This window comes from Undibacterium sp. RuTC16W (assembly GCF_049339445.1).
Taxonomy (GTDB): domain Bacteria; phylum Pseudomonadota; class Gammaproteobacteria; order Burkholderiales; family Burkholderiaceae_D; genus Undibacterium.
Genome location: NZ_JBMPPE010000014.1, coordinates 66,405 through 80,696, shown reverse-complemented (window position 1 = coordinate 80,696; position 14,292 = coordinate 66,405). Strand labels below are relative to the sequence as shown.

The window sequence follows — 14,292 nt, the reverse complement described above, 5'->3', positions numbered from 1 at the left end:
CCGGGATTGAACAAGTCAATCTCGCCATAACCCAGATGGACGAAATGACGCAACAAAATGCAGCTTTGGTAGAACAAGCAGCGGCAGCGGCAGAGAGCATGGAAGAGCAGGCTCAGGCTTTGGCGCAAACAGTCCGGGTTTTCAAAACATCGAATGTGGCATCGGCGGCACCAGCAGTGACGACAAAGCGGGTAGAAAAAAAGCCAGAGAAAAAATCATCACAAGTAACAAAGTTGAAAATCTCAGCAAAACCGGCTCCAACGTCTAATCAGAGTTCCGGCAAATCAAGTCGTAGTGAAAAACCAGATGCTGACTGGGAAGAGTTCTGAGAATTATATTGATGGCAGTATTCAGATACCGCCATCTATTTTCCGCAAACGAGAGCTGCCTTTTCGGTAGCTCTTTTTACTTTTTGGCGGGCTTGTGATTCAGCCTTAGGTTTTGCATTCGCTAAATCTTCTTTTGCCCATTTTATTTTTAATTGCTGTGCATCGCATTGTTGTTTTTTCTTGGCGTTACTAGCGGCAATGGCCTTCATTTCTCTATCGTTTTTTTCTTCTGCTTTGTGGCGTGATTGCGCAAGTTGATTGGCGTCGTTTTTTTCTTTAGCAGCAATTTCTTTTGCAGTTTTTTCAGAATAAGGCGGGATAGTCGCAGGCGTATCCATGACAGATTGTTTTGCATTGGTGATACAAGGTGTCTGGCTATAACTGACGCTGCCGTTTACATCGCATTTAAAGGTTTGGGCTTGTGATGTACTAACGAGTGTCAACATTGTCAGAGACATCAATAGCATTTTTTTCGGCGAACTATGGATCATTTTTTGTCCGTATTAAGTAAAGAAATGAGCAAAATTAGAGGATTTTTCCAGGATTCATTAAATTGTTCGGATCTAATGCCATTTTAATACTGCGCATTAATTGCATTTCTATCGGAGACTTGTAGCGGAGTAGTTCTTCTTTTTTGAGCATACCTATCCCGTGCTCTGCTGAAATCGAACCGCCAAAGCGGTGTACATTGTCATGCACAATTTGGTTAATTGAGGCCTGATACAGGATGAAGGAACTGTCTGGCATGTCCTTCGGCGGGGACACGTTGTAGTGCAAGTTGCCATCACCGAGATGGCCAAATATCACCATCCTGCAACCTGCAAAGGCTTCCTGAAGCAGGATATTTGTTGATGCTACAAAGCGAGCAATTTCCGAAATAGGGAGAGAGACATCGTGCTTGATATTCTTCCCTTCAGCAGCTTGCGCCATCGAGATATGTTCACGCAGATGCCATATGCCTTTTGACTGCTGAATTGATGTAGCAATGACGGCATCTGTGACGATATTTTTTTCTATTGCGCTATTCAGTAAATTTTCCAGGAGAGTATTCGCATGTAGCTCAGACTCATGATCGGAAATTTCCAGTAATACATATTCAGGTGACGGTGCGAGAGCTGGTATGGCAATGTCTGGGAAATGCTGCCGAACCAAGCTAACACACACAGAAGACATTAATTCAAATGCAGTCAATGTCGCGCCAGCATGTTCTTGAGCCAGAGTGAGTAAAGAGAGTGCGGCTTCGGTTGATGCGACGGCTGCCAGCGCTGTAACTTGTGATTTGGGTTCCGGATATAGTTTTAAAACGGCTGCTGTGATAATGCCTAGAGTGCCCTCTGCGCCTATATACAGGTCGCGTAAATCATATCCGGTATTGTCTTTTCTGAGGCCCCGTAAGCCATTCCAGATTTCGCCGTTCGCCGTGACCACTTCCAGACCCAGGCATAATTCGCGAGCATTACCATATCGCAGCACCGCCGTACCGCCAGCGTTTGTAGAGAGATTGCCGCCGATTGTACAGCTACCTTCTGATGCCAGAGACAATGGAAATAGTCGTTGTGTTTGCTGGGCGGCATATTGCGCCTCTGCGAGCAGGCATCCCGCTTCTACTGTCAGCGTATTGTTAACCGGATCAAGCTGGCGTATTTGCTTTAAACGCGTTAATGACATCACAATCTGTTTGCCACTTTGATCAGGTACGCTACCTAACACCAGGCCAGTATTGCCACCTTGCGGCACAATCGCGACCAGATGGGTATTGCAGAGCTTGACCAAGTGCGCGACTTGTTCCGTTGTCCCCGGACGCAGTATCGCCAGTGCTTTACCTTTGAAGCGCTTACGCCAGTCTGTGACATAAGCTTGCCCCTCAGTTTCATTGAGTATGATGTGCTCGTTACCAATAACTTGTTCACACAGGCTCAGGAAATGGTTCATCAGATTTACTCTGCTTTGAGTTGGTCTTGGGCGATTGCTCTGGCTGCTTTAGCTGCTTTTTTATGCGGCTTGAGATAGAAAATACTAGAAAAAAAGAACAAAATAGTTAGGGCGACTTCCAATCCGGCCAGCACGCTGGATAACCACGCTTTATCACTATAGACCCGAACTACACCCTCCGTGAAGTACAGTAGTATCAGCATAGACGACCATTGCATCGTATAAATCTGTTTCTTTAAGATGCCACGTAACGGAATCAGGATGGGAATCACTTTTAACACCATCCAGGAGCCACCGGGTCTTAGCGGTGCTAACATGGTTTCCCACAGGATCAGCAATACAATCAAGGCGATTAAACTGCCACAGGTCAGGTAGTAATAAACAGATTGTCGGGAGGTATTCACACGGGAGCTTTCAATTTTTTTGCTGTCTCTGCCAGGCGTCGACCAAGAGCAATCGCGAGTTTTTTACTGTCATCAGAGATCGCTGTTTTTCCATCGATACCCGCCCAATGGCTTGCGCCGTAAGGACTGCCACCTGTGCTGGTTAACATCAGTTCAGGATGGCTGTATGGAATGCCTAGCAGCACCATGCCGTGGTGCATGAGCGGTAGCATCATTGACAGTAAAGTCGATTCCTGTCCGCCGTGCATGCTGCCAGTTGACGTGAATACACATGCAGGTTTTCCGCTTAATGTCCCTGAAAGCCAATCCGTTGCTGTGCCATCCCAAAAATATTTCATGGCAGCGGCCATATTGCCGAAGCGGGTAGGGGAGCCCAATGCTAGTCCATCGCATTCATTCAGATCAGCTAATTCGACATAGGGGGCGCCATCGTTCGGTATTTCAGGCTCAGTGGCATGCGTTACCGCAGACACTGCGGGCACAGTGCGTAAGCGGGCATCGCAACCGGGGACGCTTTCGATACCTTGGGCGATATATTCCGCCATTTTTCGGGTGCTGCCGTGGCGTGAATAATATAAAACGAGAATGCTTAGTTGTTGAGAGTTCATGCTTGCTATTATATGGGGCTTTTCGTCTGTAACCATGTATGGATATGCTTGCTCATGTACTTGCTGACTTAGCGCGTATTATTTATGAAATTGTTGACGTGACTTTTAATTATATTTTGTTGTGATTGGTTGAGATGGTGATGTTATTGGTAAGTAATGTAGGGACAAAGAATTTTATGCATAAGTTTTCTTGGAGTCTGGTTCGCAATTTATTTTTATTTGCCAACCAGCGTTTGCGTGAAGGGCGTCTGCCACAGGTGGCAGGTAGTCTGACGTTTACGACAGTATTGGCCTTAGTGCCTATCCTGACGATTGCTTTAGCGATTTTTACGGTTTTTCCTTTGTTTAATACATTCAGAACATCACTGGAGGCGTATTTTATAAAGAGCCTGATGCCGAAAGATATCTCCAGCACGATACTTGGCTATCTTACGCAATTCGCTACCAAAGCGACACGTCTGTCTGCTGTTGGCGGCGTCGCCTTGATGGTCACGGCGGTTACTACCATGGCGATGATTGATAAATCGTTTAATCAAATCTGGCAAGTAAAGCGTAGCAGACCATTGACCCAACGAGTCTTGGTGTATTGGGCCATTGTCACACTTGGGCCATTGTTGATTGGTGTGTCCATTACGATTACGTCTTACCTGTTTACGGCAACCAGCGGTGTGGTTGGGGCAGTACCGTTTATAGGTGGTGTTTTTTATACGTTAGTCTCGGTGTTTTTTACTACCGTTGCTTTTAGCCTGCTGTATTTTGCAGTGCCCAACCGCACTGTCGACTGGCATGATGCGGCGTGGGGAGGTTTGTTTGCCGCGATTGCTTTTGAGATCGCAAAACGTATCTTTGCCGTATTTGTGACTAAATTCCCGACCTATACCGTGGTGTACGGCGCTTTGGCTGCGGTACCTATTTTTTTGGTGTGGATCTATTTGTCGTGGCTGATTACACTTATTGGCGCAGTGATTGCGGCAGCTTTGCCGGTTGTTAAATACGAGCGCTGGTGGCATAGCCCGGCACCAGGCAGTGCATTTATCGATGCGATCGATATTCTCAGAGTCTTATATGAAGCGCGCAATACCAGCGAGGGAGCGGCGGTTGATGTTGCAACTATCCGCGTCAAGACGAGATTCGGCTTAGACGAAATTGATGGTTTGCTTGAGCAAATGCTGGAAGTCGGCTGGGTAGCAAAAGTGGCATCCGAATCACCACAAACGACCAGATTGGCATGGTGGAAAAAACTCAATGAAGGGGCAGAACGCTGGGTCATGCTGGCCAACCCTGAGTTACTGAAACTTTCTCACGTGTACCGATTATTTGTATTTAAGACGATTGCTCATAGCTTACTCGCCATGCAGGTCGAGTCAGTGATTGAGAACGGTCTGGATCAAAACTGGGAATCGTATTTTTCCGGCAATCGTAAAGAGTTGAATCAGGTCATCGCCAGATAACACTCATCCACGTCACCGTTAAATTAAGCTGCTCTTGCCGGCTTTAATAAACTTTAATAAGCTTCAATAAGCGTTCTTATCGCCGAATAAAACACCTATGGTTTTCCACAGGATCACGAGATCCAGCCAGACTGACCAGTGCTGAATATAATATAAATCGAGATCCACACGACGCTGCATTTTTTCCAGTGTTTCAGTTTCACCGCGGAAGCCGTTGACTTGCGCCCAACCGGTGATGCCTGGCTTGATTTTATGTCGCAACATATAGCCGTGAACCAGCTTGCGGTATAGCTCGTTATGCTCAACCGCGTGCGGGCGTGGTCCGACCAGACTCATATTTCCAATCAGAACATTGAATAGCTGCGGCAATTCATCAATAGAGGTGCTTCTGATAAAACGCCCAAAACTCGTAACACGATTATCCCTCTGGGTCGCCTGAATAACCGGCCCTTCAGAATTATGATCCTTCATGCTGCGGAATTTGTAGATGTTGATCGGTTTACCGGCAACCCCATAGCGTTTTTGCTTGAAGAAAATTGGGCCGGGTGAACTGAGTTTTACACCGATGGCGACCGTCAGGAGTAACGGAGACAGCAGGATTAATCCTAGACTCGCTCCCATCAAATCTAGGATGCGTTTCGGTAATGCGGCCAAGCCGATAAATGGCGTCTCAGTTGAAGCCAGGACGGGCTTGCCCGCCATTTCTCGTAACTGTATGCCAGGCATACCAAAGATCAGGGACTCAGGTACAAAATAAGTCGATGCTGTACTGTCTTGCAAAATCGCGATGATCTCAGCGAGTTCCGGGGGTTCTTTAGTGTTGAGCCCAATAAAGACCACATCTACCGTTAATCGACCTGTTTTTGGATCGACCAACCATTCCGTTACATCATCAAGATTGCCCAAGCGTGTCAAGCCGCTCGGTGGGCGGGAGTCATTGCGGTTATCAAAAAATCCAACCACGTCGATTGCTGCCAGTGGTGTTCTCCGCAATGAATCAACCAGGTCAGCACATGCCGAATTAGACCAGATTAAAACAGCTTTCCGCCGTCTGGCAGGATTGGAGTAAAAGAAGGCACCAAACAAGCGAATACTGGCAGCGGTCAGCATCAAGGATAAAGGTGTAATCGCCAGCCACGTCAACATCACGACACGGGAGAGGCGTTCGGTGCTTTTGTCGGCGTAGGCACTGACTAAAACTAGAGTAAACACGACTAACCACCGGATAGTCAGGGTAGGGATAAGCGAAAAAAACCGGCGATCCTGTAAGGAATTGAGTAATCTGTGGCTGGAAAACGCGATGATGCTAGCCAGTCCCGCGATGAAAATACGCAGACCGAAGGCATCAAGATCCGTGTTGCCGTAGTAATCAATAATGGCAACTAAGGTCATCGTAACGGCAACGCCAAAAGCGATACCCACCATCGCAGCCATCACTTGCGACGGTTGCGTACCTCTGCCGTAGGAAACCTGACCCATCATAAAGTTGGTCCCTTTGCTGACGAGCTAATGAGCGGAATAATCTTGATCAAGATTTTTGTCCTTTGATGAACAAGGCTTTAATTTGACCTAGCTGCCATTGATGCAGATGACGGCGAAATTCCAGATTGTCGTAGCGCGGTGCGCCTTTCAGTGCTGCACCAAGATAGCCTGCCATAATCAGGATGCCACCGATGACAAACGGTTTTTCTCGCATGCGGAATACGCTTGATGCCAGAGCATAAAGCGGGTGGTAGCCCATGAACCAGATGCCGCGTCCCCAGCGCAGACGGCCACGATACACATTTTTATCCGAAGAACCCATCAGGCGATGATGCATCAGGATGGCATCGGGATGATAAAAGCTCATGGTTGACCAGCCCTTCATCCGTGCTGAATGAACATCAATGCCATCCCACATTACTTCCTCGACAAAACCACCAATTTCTTCAAAGGCATCACGACGATAGAGTTTGAATTGTCCGGCAACATGTTCATCGATAATGAATTCTTCTATTTTTTGACCTTGCTCTTCGCGATACACTTTTCCAGAAACTGCGGCAAGCTTGTTATTTTCTGCAAACTTGCCGAACATGATTTCAAGGTAGCGTGAGCCAAACGACATATCGCCATCGAGTTTTGCTATATATTGATAGTCGCTATGTTGTATCTGGCTAATTCCATACTTAAATGCAGCGACGACGCCGCCGCCGACTTTACGAAATCCGCGGTCTGGTCTTTGTACCAAACGGATGAAACTGTATTTTTCTGCGTAGGCTCTGACGATATCTGGCGTCGCATCACGTGAGCCATCATCAACAATTACCCACTCAACGGGTCTGACTGTTTGTTTCACCATCGAATCCAATGTTAGTTGGATCAGGTCTGCCTCATCACGAACCGGCGCGATAATGACCAGCGGTACAACGCGTACAGGATAGGTCGGAGGATGCGGTACCTGGATGTTTTGTAGGGAAGTAAATTCGGATTGTGTCGGCGAGTGTGTCATGCGGGTACCTTGTATTCTCGAGTGAATAGCTGATCGGTCGGATCTCTTCGTGCAAACGAGAAAGCTTTGCTCATGTTAACTTAGTTTGCATAGAATCAACAATCAATCAAAAGTTAATTATTGTTATCAAATTTGTCTTTTCATTGTGTCATATCTTGTTCGGGAATTGCTTTGTTGCTCAGCTTGTTTTCATGACAAAAATTTGCAACTTCTTTTATTATTGCAAGATAGAATTGAGTTCTTTTAATGTCAGGCACTTATTTAGATGAGTTTTTCACTTTTTCGTCGGACCAACTGCCTTTCACGAGCCCAAACATTCGTTTGTTTGTTGCTGAGTTGTCTGTGTCTGCCCATCTTCGCCCAGACGGCAATCGACGTTCAGCCTAAAGTCCCGTCCAATTCGCCGCTGCAAGCGACGCTACAAGGGCAGCTACAATTGAAGTTAGTTGACCGGATCGCACCAGAAAATGTCACTCTTGCAGTGAAGGATAATCCTCCTGCAGCTAACCTAGACTCAACACAAATTTCCGATAATCCGACTTCTGCACGCGAAGTGATCGGTGAGGGTGATCAGTTGCTGGTCACCGTATTTGGTCAGCCAGATTTGACTTCCGATGTGACCGTCGGAGAAAGCGGTGTGATCACTTTACCTCTGGTAGGCGTCATCGATACCAAGGGGAAAACTCCGGCAGAAGTCGCTGTTCTATTTGCGAACAGGCTGGAGCAAGGGCAATATGTGCGCAGTCCCAAGGTGGCGATTAAGGTCTTGCAGCAACTCAGCAGAACGTTTTCTGTACTGGGTGAGGTGCAAAGACCCGGGCGTTATCCTTTACCGAACCAATTGACGCTTTTAGATGCGCTGAGTCTAGCGGGTGGTTTAAACAATCGGGCCGACAAGGGCATCAGTCTCATGCGCCGCGGTAAAGGGCAAGCCGAGGCTGAGACGGTGGACTACATTCCGTTGAGAATTGATCCGCAGACGACACAGACTCCGGACAAGTTGAACCAGAAAATATTGCCAAATGATGTCTTGTTCGTTTCATCGCAAAAGACTTTTTACGTTTACGGTGAGGTCAGAAAGCCCGGTAACTATCCCATCGAAGAAGAGCTAACTGTCATGCGTGTACTGTCGATCGGTGGCGGAGTCACGGAGCGAGGATCAACCCGCCGCATGACGATTTATCGCAAAACAGAGGATGGCGGAACAAAAGAAATTCCTGCAAAAATAACCGATCAGGTGTTGCCAGGTGATGTGCTGTTTATCAATGAACGATTGTTTTAAAGTGGCTGGATCATGAAGCAAAACTCGACCGGCGATTTATTACTCTCTTTTGCTCAGATTGGTGCGATGTTACGTGCCCGTCGTGTGCTTATTGCTGCTATCGTGATATTGGCCGTGGCAGTAGCCGCGATAGCGAGCATGCTCTTACCAAAAACCTATATTGCATCTGCCGATGTGTATATCGACTACCGTATCAATGATCCTATCGGTGGTCGTCAATTTCATCCTATGCAGGACGAGAGTTATCTGCAAACCCAGTTTGATGTGATCAAGAGCGTTCAGGTCGCGGAGCGTGTTATCGCTTCGCTGAAGCTGGAAGACAGCACTACGGGACAACGGTATATCAAAAAATATGGACAACAGCGTGGATTACGCGCTCTTGCCGAAGATATCGTAAAAAATATTGATGTCACGCCGCATAAAAGTAGCCGGGTTGTCGAGCTTGAATACGCGTCAGGTGATCCACAGCATGCTAAGGACGTCGTTAATGCAGTGGTCAAATCATATATGGATTTGTCGCTGGAAATGATGAATGCACCGGCCCGCGCGAGGAGAGATCAATATAACGCGCAGTTAGAAAATATGAGCCGTCAGATGGATGACCTGCAAAAAAAACTGACGGCCTATCAGCAAGAACATCAGATTATTGATACAGACGAGCGTTCAGACCTGGATTCCAAACAAATGGGTAATCTCAGCGCAAGACTGGTCGATGTTCAACTCGCGAGAATCGAGGCGCAGGCAAAACGCCAATCCTTGGAGCGCTTGATGAGTAATGGTAACCGCGGCGCTGATATTCCAGAGATCGCCGGGATAGGGAACATATCTGGCCTGAAAGCCAGTATCAGTGCATTGGAAATGCAGCTCGCCAATGCCAGAACCTCATTAGGTGCCAGACACCCGCGTTATATCGCGATTGAGGAGGAGATTAAATCGCTCAATGAGCGTTTGCAAAAAGAGTCAGCTACCGCAGTCGATGCGCTCAAATCCAATGAATACCGATTTATGCAGCAAGAGAAAGTCATTGAGGCGGATCTGGCAGGCTACCAAAAGCGCACATTAGAAAATAAACAGCATCGTGACGTCATCAGCTCCTACCAGCGTCAGCTGGATAGCGTCCAAAAAATCTATAATGCTGCCATCCAAAAATTTGACGAATTACTGATGACAAGTAACGTGGTGATCTCTAATGCATCGGTGATGCGCTGGGCAGAGTTACCTGAGCGTCAGTCCAAACCTTTGCTACGTAATAATCTGATTTTTGGCATGATTGCTGGTGTCTTGCTTGGATTCGGCGTCGCATTTTTACTCGAATTATCTCAGCGTAAGATACGCTGCGTCGATGATCTGGAGAGAGAATTTGATGTCCCAGTATTAGCCAAAGTTGGTTTTGCTGAAAAACTATTTGATCAGCAAACTACAACAAAAAATAACGACCAACTAAGAGGCTTTCATGGATAAGTTTCCGTCAGAGCAGCTGGCAATTCCGACCGCGCAAGGAGAGGATGTCGCCATGCCAAAAATCGGCCGTTTAGGTGAACTGTTTCTTGAAAAAGGCTTGCTTACCAAAGCGCAGATCGAACAGATTGCCCGCACTCAGATAGAAAAAAATCTTCGGTTCGGCGATGCTGCATTAATTTTGGGATTGCTGACACAAGGTCAGCTTGATCAGGCGCTCGGTGAACAATTCGGTTATGCGTCAAAGGATTTGTTGATTGGGACGGCGCATCCTTCACTCAATATATTACATTATCCATTTTGTCTTGAAGCGGAAGAAATCCGGCGCTTGCGCAGCGAGCTACTGCTTAAGTTTGAGCATCAGGATAAAATAAAATTAGTCATCGCCAGTCCTGCTCAAGGCGAGGGCAAGAGCTACATGGCGGCTAGTCTTGCCATTGCGCTGTCTCAATCAGGTAAGCGGACTTTATTGGTAGACGCGGACTTACGTCATTCAGCACAGGAAAAATATTTTGGTCTGGATCGTCCTGATGGTTTGTCGTCGGTATTGGCAGGTCGTATTACGCTAGAGAGTGCGCTTATTCAGCTAATGCCGAATCTGCACATCTTGCCAGCAGGCCCAAAACCTCCAAATCCCTTAGAGATATTGCGTGCGCCTAATGTGCAGAATGTATTGGCAAGCTGTTGGGATCAGTTCGATGCCTTTATCGTTGATACGCACGCCGCATCGCTTGCCTCCGATGCGCAGATTGTCGCCTATCAGTTAGGTGCGGCGCTGGTTCTGGCTAGGAAAGATAAGACGCAACTCGATGCGCTCAAGCAAACCATGGCAGATCTTCAGGTTGCTGGTGTCGACATAGTCGGCACTGTTTACAATCAGTCTGAAGATAACCGGGTAACGAATGAGCTTGCAACGAGCTGGTGGAAAAAAATACGCGCAAGCTTATTCTCCTGATGACAGATATGCTTGATATCAGCATCTGTATCTGTACATTTCGCCGTCCCGTATTGCTGCGGGCTTTACTGGACGCGATTCTTCAGCAAGACACTACGCATCTGACTATTCAGGTCGTCGTCGTCGATAATGATCCTGCTCAATCTGCAAGCGGTGTGTTGTCCGAAGCCGCATTGCAATTCGGTGACCGTCTGACACCTGTCACTCTAACTGAGTCAAATATTTCACTGGCAAGAAATGCCGCAGTTCACGCAGCATTGGGTGAATGGATTGTGTTCGTTGATGATGACGAGCGTCCAGAGCCGACCTGGCTTTCTCACCTCATAAAGACTCAGCAACAATATAGCGCCGACCTGGTCTTCGCCCCCGTTCTTGCTGAATACGCTGATGGTGTCGCCAACTGGTTAAAGCAGGGCGGCTATTTTGACCGGCGTCGTCTGGTTACCGGAACGACCGTCACAGAGACTGATGCCCGCAGCGGTAATGTATTGATACGCAGAAGCGCATTGATGCGCTTATGTGATGGCGCTGTAAGCTCTCCACATTGTGGACCGTTTGATGCTGCCTACGGCAAGACGGGGGGTGAAGATTCTATTTTGTTTCGTCAGCTAGGCGCAGGCGGAGCGCGCATGGTGTGGTGTGATGAAGCACCTGTATATGAATGGATACCGCTCGATCGTGCGCAGCCCAAATGGTTAGTACAGCGCTCTTACAGAACCGGACAATTGTTTATGCGGACAGAGCTGGCGATGCAGCAGGGACGCGCACGTAGCTTACGTGCGGCGTATCTGGCGAGCCGGGCATTACTGCAATTAATTATTGCCGCATTGCTGGTGCTCGTTTTGCTGGTGTTTAAACCTCTGTCGTCATTTAAATGGTTGCGCATTCTTGCGTCACAGGCCGGTAAGCTCAGCTATCTTTTCGGTAGCTTATCTCAGGCTTACGGCAGCTCTTCCTGATGCGCGGCAATATAAAAGCTTTATGACGCATCCACATTCCAATCGCTTGCTTGCACTGGATGGCTTGCGCGCGGTCTCTATCTTGCTCGTGGTGATTTCTCATGCATGGCTAGGACATATTGTTCCCGGCGGTTTAGGCGTCACCATTTTTTTCTTTATCAGTGGTTTCATTATCACGCGTCTGATGATCGCCGAATGGGATGCGACTACACGGATTGATATCAAACAGTTTTATCTCAGACGCTTTTTTCGCTTAATGCCAGCGCTGATTGTGTATGTGATGTTGTGTTTGCTCGCGATGCTAGCGATGGGAGAAACGATTAAGTTAATCGAACTCTTGTCGGTGTTTTTTTATTACGCCAACTATTATGCAATTTACTTTGGGTTTGGCGACGATACCTTGCCGGCTCCGCTGTCGATCACCTGGTCTTTGGCGATAGAAGAACATTTTTATCTGGTTTTCCCTTTCCTGTTTGCTGCGTTGGCAGGAAAAACAAAATGGTTCTTGCGTTTGATCGTGGCGTTGATTGTTATCGTATTCCTCTGGCGCTTATACCTGATCACTCAATTCGGGCTTGAGCAATTAGCGCATGACCGCATTTATAAGGGGACCGATACCAGATTGGATTCGATTTTGTACGGCACCGGGTTTTCTATTTTGCTGGCGCGTTATCCCTGGGCAAACAAATTTTTTTCAGATCGTCGTGTATTGGTATCTGGCGCGCTCTTGATGTTGCTTTCGTTGCTGGTACGTAACGAGATTTTTCGCGAATCTTTACGGTATTCAATCCAGGGCATCGCTTTGGCGTGCGTGTTTTGTCATTTGGTTTTTATTGAGAACCCGATTCAGCGTTTGTTATCGTCTGGTCCGATGATTTATATCGGCAGGATCAGTTATTCGCTGTATTTGTACCACTATCTTATTTTTACTTTGATTACGGCATGGATGCCGGATGCAGCGCTTTGGATACGGATCGCCACTTTATTAATTACGTCGTGGATTTGCGCAGACTTATCGTACCGGTATGTGGAACAGTATTTTGCCCGTATAGGGCGACGTTTTTTGCATTAAGTTTGCATTAAGTGTTGACCGGCTTTGTTGAGTCTTCTTTGAGACGGCGCAGTGATGAGGTCACTGTGACCAATGCAAAAATGAAAAAAACATTCTGGAATCCGAATCCGCGAAATAAGCTGCTCTCAGTGAAGTTCGTGATGATCACCACCATCAGGGTGGTGCCCCAGAACGCCGCTTGTAAACGGTCTACATAGGTCATCAGGAACAATTGCTGTAATTGTTTGAGTAATACCAAAATTGCCAGACACAGACCAATCAATCCTTGCTCGTTCAAGATGTCCAGATAGCCGTTATGTGACTGTAGCGGTACCCAAAACAGGGCATCAATCACGTATTGGGACAAACTTCCGGGGCCTAACCAAAAAGCGCCATACCCCAAGCCCATCCACTGATGCCGTGCGATTTCCAGTTCGACTAATTGCCAGATGTCGGTACGTCCGGTTAAATCCGAACCTTTACCAAACAAGCCAGCAATCGGAGACGTGATCTCGCCATAAGTCGGGAGGCGGGACTCAAACATATAGAAGGCAAACGCCATGAGTAAGGCCACAATGCCGATTGACAGACTTGCTCGTGTCATTGAATAGGCGGACTCTATCCTCTGCTTGCGAAATAAATGAAAAAGTGTAGAACTCAGTACGGTAATCGCCAGGCTAGTCGAGCTTTTTGACATGATCAATACAAAAAAGCCAAACAGGATTGCTATCAGCATAGAGCGGCTTGAGGTGCTGCCGTCACAGGCACTGACTTGCCAAAGCAGGATACAGAGTGCGGCGACCTGACCCAACTCATTTTTTTGCGACAAGATACCGCGCCAGGCACGACCCAGTTCTACGTCAACGCCAATACTGGGAATCGCAATCGCAACAAAAAATGAGGCAATCAAAATAGCCGTCAGGGTGTATCTCAGGTCATTAATAAATAAATCCAGAGGACGTGACGACAGTTGTATCGCAAGAGCAATCATGACCAGGCCTACCAGCTGAATCGCCTTTTTAAAAGTCACCGCAGGTAAGGGTGACCAGAACGAGGACGCCAGACACCAGAAGATCAATAGCAATAGAAATGGATTGATGACCCGCAGGTAGCGCAAAGTCAGTGGCAGATGGCGTATCAATAAAATCGTCGAGATGAGAAATAAACTTCCCCATTCCAGTTTGGTATTCAGCGAGCCTTCCATCGTCAGCTCGGATGTGCCTGCGTAATCCCAGGATATCCCATAAGGCAAGAGGGAGAATAAGACGAAACACACAACCATCAAACGGATGGCGGCGATTTCTATCCAGTTCAAAGGATGTTGCTGCTGGTAGTTGGCGGCCGATAGCTCTTGCATGGCGTGCGTGGATTTGTT

General features: G+C 47.4%; 13 protein-coding genes and 1 pseudogene. 7 read left to right on the top strand and 7 right to left on the bottom strand.

What is annotated here, in order from left to right:
• Window positions 1–329, top strand: a pseudogene (locus ACO0K4_RS19325) (hypothetical protein); the annotation flags it as partial.
• Between the two features lie 35 nt (window positions 330–364).
• On the opposite strand, the gene ACO0K4_RS19320 reads toward ACO0K4_RS19325, so the two are convergent.
• From ACO0K4_RS19320 to wrbA, 4 genes are read right to left on the bottom strand one after another with little or no spacing between them, the layout of a single operon-like run.
• Window positions 365–820 carry a DUF4124 domain-containing protein gene (locus ACO0K4_RS19320; RefSeq protein ID WP_422958311.1) on the bottom strand — a complete coding sequence of 152 codons (456 nt, stop codon included), beginning with the start codon at window positions 818–820 and terminating at the stop codon, window positions 365–367.
• Between the two features lie 34 nt (window positions 821–854).
• Window positions 855–2,261, bottom strand: a complete 1,407-nt coding sequence (locus tag ACO0K4_RS19315; protein ID WP_422958310.1) for an FAD-binding oxidoreductase — start codon at window positions 2,259–2,261, stop codon at window positions 855–857.
• Window positions 2,262–2,266: 5 nt separating this feature from the next.
• Window positions 2,267–2,665, bottom strand: coding sequence for a DUF2069 domain-containing protein (locus ACO0K4_RS19310; RefSeq protein ID WP_422958309.1), 399 nt, complete (start codon window positions 2,663–2,665; stop codon window positions 2,267–2,269).
• Complete coding sequence (wrbA, locus tag ACO0K4_RS19305; RefSeq protein ID WP_422958308.1) at window positions 2,662–3,273, bottom strand: NAD(P)H:quinone oxidoreductase; 612 nt, start codon at window positions 3,271–3,273, stop codon at window positions 2,662–2,664. The genes ACO0K4_RS19310 and wrbA overlap by 4 nt, the downstream gene beginning before the upstream one ends.
• A 176-nt stretch (window positions 3,274–3,449) precedes the next feature.
• Here wrbA and ACO0K4_RS19300 point away from each other — a divergent pair, with 176 nt between their 5' ends.
• Window positions 3,450–4,724, top strand: a complete 1,275-nt coding sequence (locus ACO0K4_RS19300; protein ID WP_422958307.1) for a YihY family inner membrane protein — start codon at window positions 3,450–3,452, stop codon at window positions 4,722–4,724.
• A gap of 63 nt (window positions 4,725–4,787) precedes the next feature.
• Here the strand turns inward: ACO0K4_RS19300 and ACO0K4_RS19295 are convergent, their stop codons facing one another.
• Entirely contained in the window at window positions 4,788–6,206 is a 1,419-nt protein-coding gene (locus ACO0K4_RS19295) for an undecaprenyl-phosphate glucose phosphotransferase (RefSeq protein ID WP_422958306.1), read from the bottom strand.
• A 46-nt stretch (window positions 6,207–6,252) separates the two neighbouring features.
• Window positions 6,253–7,212 (bottom strand): glycosyltransferase, encoded by a 960-nt coding sequence (locus ACO0K4_RS19290; protein ID WP_422958305.1) that lies wholly within the window; start codon window positions 7,210–7,212, stop codon window positions 6,253–6,255.
• A 325-nt stretch (window positions 7,213–7,537) separates the two neighbouring features.
• Here ACO0K4_RS19290 and ACO0K4_RS19285 point away from each other — a divergent pair, with 325 nt between their 5' ends.
• The 5 genes from ACO0K4_RS19285 to ACO0K4_RS19265 are packed head-to-tail and all read left to right on the top strand — an operon-like array spanning window position 7,538 to window position 12,938.
• A complete protein-coding gene (locus tag ACO0K4_RS19285; RefSeq protein ID WP_422958304.1) occupies window positions 7,538–8,494 on the top strand; it encodes an SLBB domain-containing protein in 957 nt (318 codons plus the stop codon).
• A gap of 12 nt (window positions 8,495–8,506) precedes the next feature.
• The gene (locus ACO0K4_RS19280) at window positions 8,507–9,955 is read left to right on the top strand and encodes a Wzz/FepE/Etk N-terminal domain-containing protein (RefSeq protein ID WP_422958303.1); all 1,449 of its coding nucleotides are present in this window, start codon (window positions 8,507–8,509) and stop codon (window positions 9,953–9,955) included.
• Complete coding sequence (locus ACO0K4_RS19275; RefSeq protein WP_422958302.1) at window positions 9,948–10,907, top strand: polysaccharide biosynthesis tyrosine autokinase; 960 nt, start codon at window positions 9,948–9,950, stop codon at window positions 10,905–10,907. The genes ACO0K4_RS19280 and ACO0K4_RS19275 overlap by 8 nt, the downstream gene beginning before the upstream one ends.
• 8 nt (window positions 10,908–10,915) lie before the next feature.
• A complete protein-coding gene (locus ACO0K4_RS19270) occupies window positions 10,916–11,866 on the top strand; it encodes a glycosyltransferase family 2 protein (protein ID WP_422958301.1) in 951 nt (316 codons plus the stop codon).
• Window positions 11,867–11,888: 22 nt separating this feature from the next.
• A complete protein-coding gene (locus ACO0K4_RS19265; RefSeq protein ID WP_422958300.1) occupies window positions 11,889–12,938 on the top strand; it encodes an acyltransferase family protein in 1,050 nt (349 codons plus the stop codon).
• 7 nt (window positions 12,939–12,945) lie between these two features.
• Here the strand turns inward: ACO0K4_RS19265 and ACO0K4_RS19260 are convergent, their stop codons facing one another.
• Window positions 12,946–14,274 (bottom strand): O-antigen ligase family protein, encoded by a 1,329-nt coding sequence (locus ACO0K4_RS19260; RefSeq protein ID WP_422958299.1) that lies wholly within the window; start codon window positions 14,272–14,274, stop codon window positions 12,946–12,948.
• Between the last annotated feature and the right edge of the window lie 18 nt (window positions 14,275–14,292).